This window comes from Halothece sp. PCC 7418, assembly GCF_000317635.1.
Lineage (GTDB): Bacteria > Cyanobacteriota > Cyanobacteriia > Cyanobacteriales > Rubidibacteraceae > Halothece.
Genome location: NC_019779.1, coordinates 413876 through 430079 on the forward strand (window position 1 = coordinate 413876; position 16204 = coordinate 430079).

At 43.0% G+C, this 16204-nt stretch carries 14 protein-coding genes; 7 read left to right on the forward strand and 7 right to left on the reverse strand.

Translation table 11 applies throughout. From position 1 onward, the window contains the following. Window positions 1–257: 257 nt before the first annotated feature. Both PCC7418_RS01875 and PCC7418_RS01880 read right to left on the reverse strand, forming a co-directional pair. Window positions 258–3230 (reverse strand): Ig-like domain-containing protein, encoded by a 2973-nt coding sequence (locus tag PCC7418_RS01875; RefSeq protein ID WP_015224481.1) that lies wholly within the window; start codon window positions 3228–3230, stop codon window positions 258–260. Between the two features lie 461 nt (window positions 3231–3691). Further along, entirely contained in the window at window positions 3692–3955 is a 264-nt protein-coding gene (locus PCC7418_RS01880; protein WP_015224482.1) for a SemiSWEET transporter, read from the reverse strand. A 139-nt stretch (window positions 3956–4094) separates the two neighbouring features. Between PCC7418_RS01880 and gcvT the strand changes: the two genes are divergently transcribed. Next, window positions 4095–5210: a glycine cleavage system aminomethyltransferase GcvT gene (gene gcvT, locus PCC7418_RS01885; protein ID WP_015224483.1), complete on the forward strand. Its 1116-nt coding sequence runs from the start codon at window positions 4095–4097 to the stop codon at window positions 5208–5210. A 1-nt stretch (window position 5211) separates the two neighbouring features. Here the strand turns inward: gcvT and PCC7418_RS01890 are convergent, their stop codons facing one another. Both PCC7418_RS01890 and PCC7418_RS01895 read right to left on the reverse strand, forming a co-directional pair. Next, entirely contained in the window at window positions 5212–5688 is a 477-nt protein-coding gene (locus tag PCC7418_RS01890) for a dual specificity protein phosphatase family protein (RefSeq protein WP_015224484.1), read from the reverse strand. 110 nt (window positions 5689–5798) lie between these two features. Next, window positions 5799–6788 (reverse strand): DNA polymerase III subunit delta', encoded by a 990-nt coding sequence (locus PCC7418_RS01895; RefSeq protein ID WP_015224485.1) that lies wholly within the window; start codon window positions 6786–6788, stop codon window positions 5799–5801. A gap of 104 nt (window positions 6789–6892) precedes the next feature. Here PCC7418_RS01895 and rfbC point away from each other — a divergent pair, with 104 nt between their 5' ends. The 4 genes from rfbC to PCC7418_RS01915 all read left to right on the forward strand — a co-directional run bounded on the left by rfbC (window position 6893) and on the right by PCC7418_RS01915 (window position 10293). Further along, window positions 6893–7438 carry a dTDP-4-dehydrorhamnose 3,5-epimerase gene (gene rfbC / locus PCC7418_RS01900; protein ID WP_015224486.1) on the forward strand — a complete coding sequence of 182 codons (546 nt, stop codon included), beginning with the start codon at window positions 6893–6895 and terminating at the stop codon, window positions 7436–7438. Continuing rightward, the gene (rfbD, locus tag PCC7418_RS01905) at window positions 7431–8315 is read left to right on the forward strand and encodes a dTDP-4-dehydrorhamnose reductase (RefSeq protein WP_015224487.1); all 885 of its coding nucleotides are present in this window, start codon (window positions 7431–7433) and stop codon (window positions 8313–8315) included. Before rfbC ends, rfbD begins: the two co-directional genes overlap by 8 nt. Further along, a complete protein-coding gene (locus tag PCC7418_RS01910; protein ID WP_015224488.1) occupies window positions 8312–9385 on the forward strand; it encodes a glucose-1-phosphate thymidylyltransferase in 1074 nt (357 codons plus the stop codon). Before rfbD ends, PCC7418_RS01910 begins: the two co-directional genes overlap by 4 nt. A 143-nt stretch (window positions 9386–9528) precedes the next feature. Further along, window positions 9529–10293 carry a pantothenate kinase gene (locus PCC7418_RS01915; RefSeq protein WP_015224489.1) on the forward strand — a complete coding sequence of 255 codons (765 nt, stop codon included), beginning with the start codon at window positions 9529–9531 and terminating at the stop codon, window positions 10291–10293. A 36-nt stretch (window positions 10294–10329) separates the two neighbouring features. Here the strand turns inward: PCC7418_RS01915 and fabG are convergent, their stop codons facing one another. Continuing rightward, a complete protein-coding gene (gene fabG / locus PCC7418_RS01920; protein ID WP_015224490.1) occupies window positions 10330–11079 on the reverse strand; it encodes a 3-oxoacyl-[acyl-carrier-protein] reductase in 750 nt (249 codons plus the stop codon). Between the two features lie 154 nt (window positions 11080–11233). Between fabG and murA the strand changes: the two genes are divergently transcribed. Further along, on the forward strand, window positions 11234–12601 hold the full coding sequence (murA, locus tag PCC7418_RS01925; protein WP_015224491.1) for a UDP-N-acetylglucosamine 1-carboxyvinyltransferase: 1368 nt from the start codon (window positions 11234–11236) through the stop codon (window positions 12599–12601). Window positions 12602–13133: 532 nt separating this feature from the next. Further along, window positions 13134–13634 (forward strand): 2TM domain-containing protein, encoded by a 501-nt coding sequence (locus PCC7418_RS01930; protein WP_015224492.1) that lies wholly within the window; start codon window positions 13134–13136, stop codon window positions 13632–13634. A 21-nt stretch (window positions 13635–13655) separates the two neighbouring features. On the opposite strand, the gene PCC7418_RS01935 is transcribed toward PCC7418_RS01930, so the two are convergent. Together PCC7418_RS01935 and PCC7418_RS01940 are read right to left on the reverse strand one after the other, a co-directional pair. Next, complete coding sequence (locus PCC7418_RS01935) at window positions 13656–15050, reverse strand: AtzE family amidohydrolase (RefSeq protein WP_041596117.1); 1395 nt, start codon at window positions 15048–15050, stop codon at window positions 13656–13658. 215 nt (window positions 15051–15265) lie between these two features. Further along, window positions 15266–16048: a flagellar motor protein gene (locus tag PCC7418_RS01940; protein WP_216086665.1), complete on the reverse strand. Its 783-nt coding sequence runs from the start codon at window positions 16046–16048 to the stop codon at window positions 15266–15268. Window positions 16049–16204 lie beyond the last annotated feature (156 nt).

A 16204-nucleotide genomic window follows, 5' to 3' on the forward strand; every position in this document is an offset into this window, starting at 1 on the left:
TGAAGATTCATTTGCGGAAACTTATAGACAAATGGACGGTTTTGATTGTCTCATTTATACTCTTGCTTGGGAAGATTATTGCCAGCAGCGCGATCGCGCAGTTATGCCAGTATTTCCTCGGCGATCGGGCGAACGAGTGATACCATGCGTGATCTTTCAGAAGGGGGATTAACTTTAGTCAAGAACTCATTCCCCGTCAACAGTTCAAAAGCCCCTACCTGGATCCAGGTAGGGGTTGCGTCTTTTTCACCACTGGTTTAGATGAAGTTCAATTCATTGCCAGTTTCTAAATCCGTTTCTCCTCCCATCATCAGGCTAGACGGGAAAGGTTCATTGATCAGGTTGGCACTCAACTCACTGATTCCAGCGTCTGTTTCCTGCAAGGTTAATTCTGTAATTGCGCCATCAATTTCTTCTCCATCCTCAAAACTTTCTCCGCCAAAGGTGATTTCACCGCCAGCAACCGCCACCTCGGTACTACCATCATCAAAATTGACAGCACTGGTTGTGTCAGGAGAAGCTAGAATTTCAGCAGTGAGATTGTCATTGCCATCAAGGATTTGAAGAGTGGAACCATCCCGTCGGTAGGTAAAATCGCTGCTAGTTCCAGTCAGATTAATGGTTGCACCTGCGTCTAAATTGTTAGCACCAGCCCCTTCTTCAAGGTTAAAGGTGCGGGTGCTGTCTTGAGTTCCCGCAAAGTCCATGAAGAATCCAGAACTCACTGGAATTACCTGCGGTGAGTTGTCTGTGAGGATCATCAACGTATTGGAAAGAATCGGAGAGTTGATGGTAATGGTGACGGTTGCGGTATCACTATTGCCATTACCATCGCTGACGGTATAGGTAAAGCTATCACGATCGGTGTCTCCATCATCGAGCTCCTCGAACTGACCATTGGGGTTGTAGGTGAAAGCCCCATCTTCATCTAGAGTTAGCAAAGCCCCTGAAGCTAAGGTAATGGTTTCACCGAGGTTGATTGTTTCTTCATTGACTTCGGTTACTGTTAAGGAATCGTTATCAGGGTCGCTGTCGATGCCATTGCCGTTATCTGCGAACAGATTGCCATTGAGTATCGTATTTTTTTCTGTGCTAACTGCATCATTATTGGCAATCGGATCTTGATTGGCATCATCTGGATCATCATTCGGATCATTTTCTAGGTTTACCGTGACATCCACTTCATCAGAGGTATTTACTGCTGCATCACTGGCGGTAATGCCTAACCTGAAAGTGTTAGGAGTGGTTTCAAAATCATTGGCTGCACTATTGACTCCCGCCTCCGTTAAGGTGATGACACCATTAGTATTAATGTTAAAGAAGCCCCCTTCATTTCCCTGCGCGATCGCGTAACTGGTTACTCCTTCATTATCGCTGGCTGCAACTGTGCCAATTTCAAAGCCTGCACTTTGATTTTCAGGGAAGTAGAAATTCTGATCCACGCTAATAACAGGAATTTCTGTATCAAGGTCATTAGCAGGATCATTTAGAGAAACAAAGAAAACATCAGCAATTCCGCTGGAACTATTTTCATAACCCCACCAAACTATATTCGATTCTGATATTTCGGGATCAAAACCATAACTACCAGAATTGGGGTAAAAGAGTTCAACAAGTTCGCCATTCTTGTATGTGTAAATTCCATAATCACTACCCCAACCTTGGGGAGCATAAGTCAATACAAGTTGGTTTTCAGAAATTTTTACATTATATACGTAACCAGAGTCGTTAATTGGCTCAACAGTATCACCGTTATAAAAATAGGCAATACCGCTATCACCACCCGAAGAGTCACCAAACCAGACAATACCAGCTTCAGAAACAGCCCGAATATCCTCAACTTCGTTGAGTTGAGTAACTGACTGACCATCGAATAAGTAACTGGCTGTACCTACACGTTCGCGCCAGTCAAGATCATATCCTGATGAAGCCCAATAAATTTTATCGTCAGATATTTGAGGATTCCAATCTCTCCAAATAATTGAATCACCAGTTCCAGGTAAAGTATCAGTACCGTAAGCCTCACTCAAGTTAATGACATTATTACCATCAAAAAGAAAGATATCGTAGTCATCGGCAGGAGGACGGATCGAACCAGGTTCTCCAACTGGATAGTCTTCATTAAAGATTCGATTACTCCAAACAACCCAATCTCCTGATATTTGAGTGTCTGAAATTTGAACACCAAAATTGTAATCTATATCGTTATCAGTCAAATTTTGAATAGTAGTACCATCAAAGAAATAAAGTTCTGCGTCTGTATTGGCTTCAACGTCTCGCTCGTGCCAAACTACACCGAGTTCAGAGACTAGGGGTTCATAATCTTCCAAATCGTTATCTGTCAGCCGAATTGTTTGGTTGTCATCATAAAAATAGACTTCGTAATCTGGGTCTTGGTCAGTGTATTGCGTCCAAACTACTTGATCGCCAAACAGGTCGTAAGTCCCGATGTAAACATCACTGACAAGTGTCTGAGTTGAGTGTCCATCAAACAAGATTAATTCATCTAACAATGTTTCTTGATCAACGTTTTTCCAGAGGATATAGTCTCCATCAATCTTGGGATAATAACTACTAGCGTTGGTAGCTGCGTTATTGGTTAAATTAACAATCGTCCAACCAGAATTATCGCTCTCTGATTCGTCATCATCTGTTCCTTGGGCAATAACTTGAAAAGAATAAGGAGGCGATTGAGATTGCTCAAGGTTGACCAGTTGATTATCCAGAAAAATACTGGCTTGATCATTTTCTTCCCGAAGTTTATTGAAGGTTGATGTAGTTAATTCTTTTTGATTAACAAATAATGAAAAAATTTGTCCTTCATCCCCAAGGGCATCTATCAAATTAACTTGATCATCTACAAAATGCCCGTACTCTTCCAACAAAACTGCAACAAATTTTCCTAGAGGCTGATTTTCCAGTAACTCTTTTGCCAAATAAATCTTATCGGTCGATCGCGCAGAAGCGCCCCAAGCATTCCCCAATTCTAAACTTGATAAAATCTCAATCTCTGGAAACGTCACGTCCCCTGTTAACCAAGCCTCTTGCCATTGGGAAACATCCACGCCTTCCCCAAATGCTAATTCCATCTGGGAAAGAAAGTCTGGACTGCTGGCACAAGTTCGCAACTGGGAAGCTGCCATCGTTTTTGCTTCTGCCAATAGATCAAAGATTAGTGTGGTTTCTTCTTCATTAAAAAAATCAGACCCATTTCCCAATTGAATATCCATCTTTCTTCTCCCGCTATCACTTGGCAAGGACAGATGGTTTCAGGGATTTGCTTTTTTCAATGAGGAAAGAATCAATCAGAAAAAACCATAACGAAGTTTGCAGAGAAACTTTGTTCCTCAAATGAATTCAATCATCAATTAGTCGTATCAACTTATTAGTGAAATGTCCCTTTTAAGTTGATAACTGAAACGAACTGCCTTGACTGATTAATCTAGTTTTTTGCTATTAACATCCTTAGAATACACAACTTTTGATCTGAGGACAACAGTGATTATTAATACTTAACAGTTGGCAGAACTCTTTGTTCAAAAACAATTGAGCAATTTAAAAAAAGAGTTTTCATGACTACCATGAATCGCCTTCAATAATTTTCAATCTCAATATAATTTAACAATAACAACCGACCAATTAACTATTGAAGTTGTTATTTCTCAACTTCTGAGGCTTCAAATTTTAAGTTTTATCCATATCTAAATTTAAAGACGAGAATGGTGAAAGCGAGGACAAAGGTAACAATATTGGCCAATAAAACGGGTAAATCACCAACGCTGAAGCCGTAAACAATCCAGAGAAAAACACCTGTACAAAAGGTAGAAAACATCCCAAGAGAAATATCTTTTGCAGATTTCGATTGCCAAGTTTTAATCACTTGGGGTAAAAACGCGATCGTGGTCAGGGTACCAGCAGCTAAACCAATGGCGGTGAAGAAGTTGGTGGGTTCCATGGCGTGTCAATAGGGAAGAGAGCTAGCGTTTGATTATAGCACGATTCATTTTAGTCGTTAAGCGCGATCGCGCTTGGGAAAGAAGGGTCAGCTTGGTATGCTAAAGACACTGTAGATTAAGGAAAGTTAAAGCATTATTGTGACAACGACATCAAATCAAACCGCACAGACTCCTCTCTATGACTTAATTCTCCAGCAAAATGCTCGCATGACTGAGTTTGCTGGTTGGGAAATGCCAGTTCAATTCTCTGGTTTAAAACCAGAACACGCTGCGGTTCGTGAAGCCGTTGGTATGTTTGACATTTCCCACATGGGTAAGTTTTTACTCTCAGGAGAACATCTCCGCGAACAACTCCAACGTCTCGTTCCGTCTGATCTGTCTCGCTTGAGTGCAGGTGAATCGCAATATACAGTTTTACTGAACCCCCAAGGCGGAATTATTGACGATTTTATCTTTTATTACCAAGGCAACAATCGCGCCGTTGCCATTGTCAATGCAGCAACAACAGATAAAGATAAAACCTGGCTTCTCGAACAACTCAAAGAGACTTCGGTACAACTGCATGATGTCTCTCAAGAGCAAATTCTACTGGCGGTACAGGGGCCAAAAGCCATTACCACCCTTGATCCACTGCTAGAAGGAGACATGACCTCTCTCAAAGCCTTTGGTCATACTGAAGTTTCTGTTTTTGGAGAAACGGCTTTTATCTCTCGCACAGGTTACACGGGGGAAGATGGTGTAGAAATCATGCTTCCGATCGCTGCGGGGAGAAAACTCTGGGAAGCGTTATTAGAAAAAGGAGTGACTCCTTGCGGGTTAGGCGCACGAGATACCCTACGCTTAGAATCTGCATTATCTCTTTATAGCCAAGATATTGACGATACCACTACGCCTTTAGAAGCGGGCTTAGGCTGGTTAGTCCATCTTGATAGTAAAGGTGATTTTATCGGGCGAGAAGTTCTAGCTAAGCAGAAAGCAGAAGGACTACAACGGCGTTTAGTCGGACTGGAAATGCAAGGACGAGGGATTGCCCGCCATGATTATCCAATTTTACAGGAAGGGAAAGAAGTGGGAATCGTCACCAGTGGCACATTATCACCAACTCTCGGTAAAGCCATTGCTCTCGGTTATGTCCCGAAATCGCTTGCTAAAGTCGGACAAGCCCTAGAAGTAGAAATTCGGGGCAAAAAATACCCCGCCCAAGTGGTGAAAAAGCCGTTCTACCGAACGAGTCATCCTGCGCCGAAAGGGTAATTTAAAATTCAGCTTTCTCGGTGGCAGATAAACCGAGAAACTGGTGCATAACAGAGATTTGTGCGAGATCAGGATGGGCATTGCGATGTCTGTCCTGAACATAAGTAACTGCTTCTGCGACAGAAATTCCTTTGATGGTTGCAATATAGGCTGCACAGATGGCAGGGGAACGCCCGACACCAGCTAAACAGTGAACATAAGTGACATGATGACGTTGTTGCCATCGCAATAAGGTGGCACAGGCTTCTTGAAAATGTTTAACTTCTGGAATACCTCCCTTTGCGCCATCTGGGATGGGAACATTTTTCCAAACAAACCGATTATGAATTTCTTGGGGAATTTTAACTTCTTTGGGTGTTGTTAAAGATAAGACAGAGGTGATACCAATACGACTGAGGTAAGCAATAGCGTACTCAGATTGGGGAAGAGAACCCACAGCAAGACGATTGGGAAGAACCCAAGAAAACCAATTCGACATTAAGAAAGGATTATATTTTGACGACACCGCTTTTCAGGATAACAGGAATCAAGGAGAAAAATATTTTTTTATTCTGACCGAAGATATCTCAAGCAACAATGATAACTGTTTCAAGAATGTGTTGTGTTGATGATCTTCAAAAATGTGACTTCCCAAACGAAGCGGGGTTGAACATAGTTTAAGAGTTGTTTGCGACTTGCCTCTAATTGCTCTAATCCTAACTGAATCCGAAGAGGAAATTCATCCTGAAGGGCGTTTTGCCAATAGGATTGTTGAAGATAATTAATCAGCCAAAGCTGCGTATTGAAATCAAGGGTTTGAGTAATATCTTTGGCTAAAGTCAGGGCGAGTTCAATCTGGGCGAGAGAAGAGTTGTCTTGAGGAGAGATGAGTGTGGTCAGTCGTTCTAATAGGTGGGAAGGGAGGTGATCTAAGTGATCGGTTGCGGTGATGGCTTCTCCAGGACTCCCTTGCGCGATCGCGAGAACCGTGTCTTGTTCAAGGATTTCATGATAATTGGCTTGGAGTAAAACTTGTTTCAGTTCATCAGTTGCGAGACGAGAAAACGGAATCCGTTGACAGCGCGAGACTAAAGTAGGTAGTAACGCATCTGTACTAGGCGCAATCAAGATGAGGGTTGCTTTTCCTGGTTCTTCTAGGGTTTTTAATAAAGCATTCGCTGCACTTTCCGCCATGGTCTGTGCTGAATCAATAATAACGACCGCACGAGATGCTTCTAGGGGTGGACGGGACAAAAATTCCGCAATCTCCCGAATCTGTTCCACTCGGATTTGGGGAGGGGCTTTCCGTTTTAAGCCTTCTGCTTCGGCTTGTGCTTCAGTGAACAATTTTCCTTGATGCAAATAAGTGGGTTCGACTTCTAATAAATCAGGATGATTATGTTGGTTAACTTTACGGCGCACCAACGCTTCATCTTGTTTTCCCGCAAGGATTAAAGTGCTAAACTCAAGAGCAGCTAAATGTCGTCCCACTCCTTCGGGACCGCTAAACAGGTAAGCTGGGGCGATGCGTTGACGATGAATCGCACTAGTTAACAATTCTACGGCTTGTTCTTGACCAATTAAATGAGAGAATGTCATCAGGTGAATGTCTGCTGTAGGTGGATCAGGGGGTGACCCTAGTTGACTGACAAAACTTCTGAAATGCCTCTTCTATTAAATCAATTCGCGCTTTCTTAAAAAAAATGGAGATTTTTGCAACTGAGATTCCCGAGGTGTTGATTATTCAACCGCAAGTTTTCGGTGATGATCGAGGCTTTTTCTTTGAAAGTTTTAATCAAAACAAGTTTCGGGACAAAACTGGAGTCAAAACTGAGTTTGTTCAAGATAACCATTCCCGCTCTCAACAAAAGGTCTTGCGAGGATTACATTATCAAATTCAGCAAGCCCAAGGAAAATTAGTCCGAACGATTGTTGGTGAAATTTTAGATGTTGCTGTTGATATTCGTCGCTCTTCTCCTACCTTTGGTCAATGGGTGAGTTGCATTCTCAGTGCGAGGAATAAGCAGCAATTGTGGATTCCAGAAGGATTTGCTCATGGGTTTTATGTCATTTCAGATGTGGCGGAGGTTTTATATAAAACCACTGATTATTATGCACCAGAACAAGAACGATGTATCATTTGGAATGATCCAGATCTGCAAATTGACTGGCAAAATAGGGAAGAACCGATTTTATCGACGAAAGATCAAGCGGGAAAATATTTAAAGGACGCAGACCTTTATGACTAAAATTCTTTTAACTGGAAAAAATGGTCAAGTGGGTCAAGAGCTAGAATTATTACTCACGCAAGTTGGGGAAGTGGTTGCTCTTGGGAGAGAAGAACTTGACTTAAGTAATGAGGAAAAAATTCGAGACTGTATCCATCATCATCAACCGAATGTCATTATTAATGCTGGGGCTTACACGGCGGTTGATAAAGCAGAAAGTGAAGAGTCTCTAGCGTATGCGGTGAATGGTAATGCGCCGACAGTTTTAGCAGAAAGTGCAGAACAAATTGGGGCGAGATTACTCCATATTTCTACAGATTATGTGTTTGATGGGACAAAACATAAACCTTATACAGAAACAGATGACCCCAATCCTTTGGGTGTTTATGGTCAATCAAAACTAGTTGGAGAACGAGGAATTCAACAGCATTCGAGTAATTATATTATTTTACGGACAGCTTGGGTTTATGGGGCTTATGGTAGTGGAAATTTTGTTAAAACAATGTTGCGTCTTGGGGAAGAAAGAGAAGAATTAAATGTCGTTTCTGATCAGGTGGGAACGCCGACTTGGAGTAATGATATCGCTAAAGCAATTGTGGGATTAATTCTGAAGTTACCCGCTTCTTCGGTGCAAGAGATTTATCATTTTACGAATAGTGGGGTCGCCAGTTGGTATGATTTCGCGATCGCGATTTTTGAAGAAGCAAAAGTGTTACATTTTCCCTTAAAAGTGCATCGTGTTTCTCCAATTTTAACTCGGGACTATCCGACTCCCGCCAAGCGCCCTGCTTACTCGGTTTTATCAGGAGAAAAAATTAGTCAAGTTTTAGGAACACGCCCCCCGCAGTGGCGCATTAGCCTCAGAGAAATGTTAACCCAATTATCGACTCAAAAATGAAAGCATTAATTCTTTCTGGTGGTAAAGGAACGCGACTCCGTCCTCTCACATATACGGGCGCAAAACAACTGGTTCCCGTTGCAAATAAGCCCATTTTATGGTATGGCCTTGAGGCAATTGTAGAGGCGGGAATTACCGATATTGGTATTATTATTAGCCCCGAAACTGGACAAGAAATTAAAGACAAAACGGGAGATGGAAGTCAGTTTGGGGCAAAAATTACTTATATTACCCAAGATGAACCAGCTGGGTTAGCCCATGCGGTAAAAATTGCCCAACCGTTTCTCGGTGATTCCCCTTTTATTATGTATTTAGGGGATAATTTAGTGGAAGCAGATTTAAAGATGTTTTTAAGCGAGTTCAAAAAACAACAAGATGATGCTTTAATTTTGCTGCGTCAGGTGTCGAATCCCAGTGCTTTCGGGGTCGCCAGTGTGGATGGAGAGGGAAAGGTGTTTCAATTAATTGAAAAGCCCAAAGATCCGCCGTCTAATTTGGCTTTGGTTGGGATTTACTTTTTTAATGCTACTGTTCACAGCGCGATCGCGCAAATTAACCCCTCAGCCAGAGGAGAATTAGAAATCACAGATGCGATTCAATGGCTAATTGACGAAAATAAAAAAGTGGGTTCTTGTCAACTACAAGGTTGGTGGTTAGATACGGGAAAAAAAGATGATTTGTTAGAAGCTAATCGGATTATTCTTGATACTCGTCTTCCGATTGAGGTGTTAGGAGAAGTTGATAATCACTCACAAATTATTGGACGAGTGAAAATTGGAAAGGGAACAAAAATAAAAAATTCCACGATTCGCGGTCCAGTTATTATTGGGGAAAATTGTCTTCTTGAAAACTGTTTTATTGGCCCTTATAGTAGTATCGCAGATGAGACGACTTTAATCGAAGCGGATCTCGAACATAGTGTGATTTTAAGACAGGCAAAAGTTCTCAATATTCAACAGCGAATTGTAGATAGTTTAATTGGGGAACGGGTCGAATTAAAAATTGCACCAAAACGTCCGAAAGCGATGCGGTTTTTAATTGGGGATGACTCTCAAATTGAGTTAACTTAAACTTAGTCCTTGGTCAATGATCATCGATCATTAGTCATTGGTTCATGGTTTGTGGTATTTCAAAGAACAAGGAACAAAGAACAAAGAACAAAAATTGAGAATGTACCTCATGAGGATGAAAACTGCTATATATATAAATTCTTGTGGATTATTTAGCGTTAGTTATTGGGAATTCTCGTTTACATTGGGGATGGTTGAAGGGAAAACAACTGTTACAAACTTGGGATACACCTCACTTAAAGAAACCTATTACTGATTTCCCTAGAGATTTATTTCCAAAATCAGTTACGGAATCTCTTCCTAATAAAACGTGGATTTATATTATTTCTGTTGTTCCTGAACAGACAAAACTTTGGCAGAATTATCCTGATCAAACAGTGATTACTAAAGATCAGATTCCCCTGAATAATCTTTATGCTACTTTAGGCAGCGATCGCGCAGTGTGTGCTTATGGTGCAGGAGAAACCTATGGTTATCCAGTTTTAGTCATTGATGGGGGAACCGCGCTCACTTATACGGCGGTAGGGCAGCAAAAAGATTTTCTCGGTGGGGCAATTTTACCTGGTTTAAGGTTGCAATTACGAGCCTTAAACCAACAGACCGCAGCCCTTTCTGAAGCGAGTTTACCAGAAATTTTACCGCCGTTGTGGGCGAATTCTACAGATAGCGCGATCGCGAGTGGCGTAATTTATACTTTAATCAGTGGCATTTATTTTTACGTGACCGATTGGTTAAAAAGATCCCCCGAAGGACAAATCATTTTCACTGGAGGTGATGCCATTTTACTCCATCATTATCTGCAAGAAAAAGATCCAACTTTTTCCCAGAAAATCATTATTGATCAAAGATTAATGTTTCAAGGGATAGCAAGGCTAATCAGATGGGGTGAGTGGGAGAGGGGGGGGTGAACCCCAATTTTAAACTTTGAGCATCATTGCCTCTGATCAACTCATGACCATTCCGCCATCAACATTAAAGACTTGTCCCGTAATGTAAGCAGCAGCAGGATCGCTAGCGAGAAAACGCACCATTCCCGCCACTTCTTCAGGTTGACCATAGCGTCCGAGGGGGATGTATTGCAAAATGCCTTCCGCATCTAACTCGCTGGTCATTTCCGTTGCGATAAAGCCAGGGGCAACCGCATTCACTGTAACATTCCGAGAAGCAAGTTCTTTTGCCATTGTTTTGGTAAAGCCAATGACTCCCGCTTTAGCAGCACTGTAGTTCGCTTGTCCAGGATTCCCCATTTGTCCAGCAACAGAGGCGATATTAATAATTCTGCCTTGACGCTGTTTGAGCATGATTTTACTGACCGCCTGCGTGCAGAGGAAGACACCCGTGAGGTTTAAGTCTATCACCGCTTGCCAATCTTCTAATTTCATCCGTAATAATAAAGTATCACGGGTAATCCCGGCATTATTCACTAAAACATCAATTGATCCATATTGACTGCGAGTTTCTTTAATGAGATTTTGCACTTCTTCTGCCTTACTGACATCAGCTTGAACTGCAATGGCTTCTCCGCCTGCCTCAGTAATCGCCTTCACGACTTCGTTGGCTGCTGAGTCGGAACGGGCATAGTTAACCACGACTTTTGCCCCTTCTTGGGCTAGCGCGATCGCGATCGCGCGACCGATTCCACGAGATGCGCCAGTGACAATGGCAACTTTTTCCGATAAATGCTGTGATGACATCAGTTTTCCTTAAGGTTTTAATCTGTAATCAAATGAGCAACCTCTAGAGTCCTAGAAATTGGGACAAAAATCAATGGAGAAAGTGTGATTAGTTACTTGCGATTTCCCCGAATCCGATACAATCAAAGCAACTTTCTAAGTTTTGATTTTAATTGTGGTGTGTTTTTTGGAGGATAGAGCCATTAATTTATCAACTGAGACCCAACCCCCTTCTGTGCTAAAAATTTGGGGAGAAACCCAGTTAAACGGACAGGTTACTATTAGTGGGGCAAAAAACTCTGCTTTAGCCATTATGGCAGGAACGCTGTTATGTGCGGATGAATGCCGTTTGCGGAATATTCCCTCTCTCGTCGATATTAATCACATGGGAGATGTTTTAAACAGTTTAGGACTGAAACTGAACCGCAACGGGGACACTTTAGAGATTAACGCCCAAGAGATTACAACATCGAAACCCCCTTACGAACTTGTCTCTCGTTTACGGGCGAGTTTTTTTGTGATTGGGCCATTGTTAGCACGTTTAGGGGTGGCGCGAGTGCCTTTACCAGGGGGATGCGCGATCGGGGCGCGTCCAGTGGATCTTCATGTGCGAGGCTTAGAAGCCATGGGGGCAAAAGTCCGCATTGAACACGGGATTGTTTATGCCGATATTCCTGGCAGTAATAATCGCTTACAGGGAGCAGAGATTTATCTGGATTATCCCAGTGTCGGCGCAACAGAAACCATTTTAATGGCTGCTACCTTAGCCGAAGGGGAAACCCGCATTGAAAATGCAGCGCGAGAACCAGAAGTCGTTGATTTAGCCAATTTCTGCATCGCCATGGGGGCAAAAATTCAAGGTGCAGGCACAAATACGATTACGATTTCTGGGGTTAAATCCCTACACAGTGTGGATTATCCGATTATTCCAGATCGGATTGAAGCGGGAACGTTTTTAGTCGCGGGTGCGATTACCCATTCCGAAATTTCTTTATCACCCGTTGTTCCCGAGCATTTAACTCCTGTCATTGCCAAATTAAGAGCAATGGGAGTCAAAATTATCGCGGATGCACCAAACTGCTTAAGTCTGATTCCGGGTACACTTCACGGAACTGATATTGAAACGCTTCCTTATCCTGGCTTTCCCACAGATATGCAAGCCCAACTGATGGCGTTACTCGCCCTGAGTGAAGGGGATAGTGTTATCACCGAAACCGTTTTTGAAAATCGTCTGCGTCATGTTGCTGAGTTTAAGCGGATGGGGGCTGATATTCGTTTGAAGGGTCAGCAAGCGATTATTCGGGGGGTTTCTATGCTGACGGGTGCGCCAGTTGTCGCCACCGATTTGCGAGCGTCTGCTGCGCTAGTGGTTGCTGGCTTAGCAGCCAAAGGCATCACCACGATTCAAGGGTTACATCATCTCGATCGCGGTTACGATAACTTAGAAGACAAATTACGTGGACTTGGGGCAAAATTGCAACGGGTGAGTATTGAAGAAACCGATCTTCCTGCAGAAGAATTAATTGAAGCTGAAAAACGCTAATCATTTGTTTTTGCTCAAGGGAACTGAATCTAGAGAAAATGGGGAAGTTGAGGCGCGTCTTGGGTGACAATTTCCCCTGTTTTCCTGATTAGAAAGAGATTAGGCATAATAGAGATCAGATCCCTTTTTCCTTTTGCTCTCTTAGTTTCCGCTCGTTAAAAGCTAGACATTAATTGACATGGGTCGATTTTTGTTGACCTAGAAAGGTACGAGCGTGCAGACTCAGCCTTAAAAACCTATAACAAGGTAGGCTACCTTCTTTTCGTGATCACACCTTTCGGTGAACGCCAGCCGTTAGCTACTGTGGTCTGTAATTAAACTAAGTACCGATGCTTTATAAGGTCGTGTTACAGATGTAAAAAGCGATTAGAAGTTTGTCGAGGCCCACCTAACTGTTTTTCAGATTGGCGAAAGCAAGCCCTTTAGGAAAGGGAGATGGGCTTTGACCCATTTCCCTTCCCACTAAAAAGTAAAGTTAAGTCAAAAAATGTACAATAATTTACTTACTAGAGGTTAACCCCAGTGCTCAACGATGACAGTTACAGACACCTACACCCAACCCACTTATCGTCAAGAGGAAGTTCAAGAAATTTTACAACTCGCGATCGCGCAAAAGTCGAATCAAGGAGAATTCACCCGCGATCAACTCTTTGAAATGGCTGCGGAATTAGAGATTCCTCCAACCACGATTCAAGCTGCGGAAAAAGCGTGGTTAGACCAACAGCAAGAAGCCCAAAAACGCAAGGCTTTTGATAACTATCGTTGGCATCAAATTAAACAAAAAGTTGGCAAATATCTGATTACAAATAGTTTTCTGGTCACTCTCGATCTCCTCAAAGATACAACACTCAACTGGTCACCATTTATCTTTTTAATTTGGGGGTTATTTCTCTCTCTCGATATTTGGAAAACCTATCATCTGCAAGGAGAAGAATACGATCGCGCTTTTGAAAGCTGGAAACGCAAATATGAACTGCGACGTTCAGCAAAACTCCTCTGGCAAACCTTTAAGGAGAAATTAGCGGGTAATTAATCATTAGTCATTGGTCACTGATTACTGATTACTGGTTACAGTGACGATTTTTTCTCGTTCTAAAATGCTAGCCAGTCGTAATAACAACGCTTCATTATAGGGAGAGGTAATGAGTTGTACGCCAAGAGGAAGACTCCCCGAGGGATAAATAGGAATAGATAAAACGGGTAAACCGACAAAAGAAATCGGTTGGGTAAAGCGTCCTAAATGAGGACGAACTTGTAAGGTTTCTCCTGAAATTTCTATGGTTTTTTGTCCTAAATAGGGCGCACAACAAGGGGTGCTTGGGGCAAGAATAATATCAAACTGTTGAAAGACTTCTCGCAGCCGATCGCGATACCAACTGCGAAACCGTTGCGCTTGATCATACCACTGACTCGGAATTAATGCCCCTGCTAAAAACCGATCGCGCGTTGCAGGGTCAAAATCCTGAGGGCGTGACCTAAGAGCGTGTAAATGTTGAGAAGCCCCTTCCGTTGCAGTAATAATATAGGCTGCTGCTTTGGCTCGCTCGGATTCAGGTAACGTCACCCGTTGTGTTGTGCCTAAAATTCTCGCTAATTCTTCTACCACGGCTAAGGCTTCGGGTTGCGCCCCAGTGGCAAAATAACCATCAGCAACGGCTACCCGCACATCGCGAATCCCTAAATTGAGTTGGGGTAAACAAGGCTCTGGGGGATGCTTAGTGGAGACAGGATCATCAAGATCTTCTCCTTGCAGTAAATCCATTACGGTTGCTAAATCGCGCACTGATCGCGCAAAAATACCAATATGGTCGAGACTATCACTAAGTAAAACCGTACCCGCCCGAGACAGTCGCCCATAGGTCGGTTTTAGCCCATAGACCCCACATAACGCTGCGGGGACGCGAACCGAGCCATTGGTATCTGATCCCAGCGCGATCGGCACTAAACCTGCAGCAACCACTGCAGCAGAGGCCCCAGAAGACCCGCCAGCAATACGAGACGCATCATGAGGATTGGGAGTCGCGCCATAATGACTGTTTTCCGTGACGAAGCCATAGGCATATTCATCCATATTCAAGGCCCCCACTAAAACCGCTCCAGCTTGCTTCAAACGCGCGATCGCGCCTGCATCTTGTTGCGCTGGTGGCTGATCGGCATTAATTTTTGACCCTGCCAGAGTGGGGATTCCCGCGATATCAAACAAATTCTTGACGGCAAAGGGGACTCCTGTCAAGATCCCGAGAGGACTCCCCTGCTCAATATGACGGTCAATGGTGCGGGCTTGCTTTTGCGCTGCTTCATTGGTGATTGTCGTAAAGCAATTTCGCGAGGGATTTTCCGCTTCGATTCGAGCCAGCATTGCTGTAATTACGTCTGTTGCGGTGCAGTGACGATGACGAATCGCCTGCGCGATCGCAACAGCATCAAGGGTTTTCCAATCCGCATCCATGTTAAAACTCACGGTGAGAACTCCCCACCCCCTCATCAGAAAAACAGAGGAGGTAAAGAGAAGAAACCGTGCCTCCTAGGTGTGGTCAATTGAATTGATCATGGGCAAAAAGTGACTCCCGTTTCTCCTTTTTCAGTGATTGGTTGAGTCTAGTGAGAAAAGAGAAGAAACTCCCCCAACGGCTTCACTTGCATGACTATATCATCATTTCTTTGTTAGCGGTTATTGCCAATCTGCTCTTGCCAAGCTGTAGATTTCAGTAAACGCATCTCAATACGACGACGACCCTCATTTTCGCTGGTTTCTGGAGAGGTATCAAGGGTATGGTTTGGTTTTAACATTTGACCGGCGGAATAAGGAAGGAAATATTCAATTTGAGTTAACTGTCCTTCCTGTTGTGCTTGTTTCAAATAACGAATAATGGAGAGGGCTCGCATCATCCCTAAATCCAGGTTACTACCAGGGACTAAATTCGGAGTTTCTTCTTGATTAAACGCGGTAATTAGTTTTTCATCTAAATTGGAGCGTCCACCGCTTACGGGTAAACTATCGGTATGTCCAATCACTTCAATGGCATCACAATCACACTGTTGACTTTGGCGATCTAAAACTGGAATAATGCGATTATCTAAAGCCCTTTCAAATGCGGGAGAAATTGCTGCTGATCCCACTGCAAAGCGATAACTTTGGTTTTGTTCGGAGAGAATAATAATCGGTGGACTTTCTGGGGTTTGGGCTAACGTTGCTTGTGCTTCGGCTAATTGCGCTCTTAACTCAGACACTTCTTCCGTTGTCGCTTGTGCTGCTTCTAATTTAGCTTGTAATTCCTCAACTTTTTCGGCTTTTTCTTGCAACGACTCCACTTTTTCTTGCAAAGAATAAACTTCTTCTGCAGTGTCTTGTGCCGAAGCTAATTGTCTTTGTAAACGGGGGATTTTGTCAGCCGTTGCTTGTGCTTGCGCTAACTTTTTTTCTAATTCTGGAACTTGACTTGCCACCTGCTCAGTTTCCAGCAAATTTAACCGTAATAGGACAAAAAAGATGACAAAAATGAAGGCAAGAAACGAAAAGATTTCAGAATATTTGAGGAACTTCGGATTCATTTCAGAAGGGGAATAACAGTGAGCAATTACCAGTTACCAAATAACCAGAAA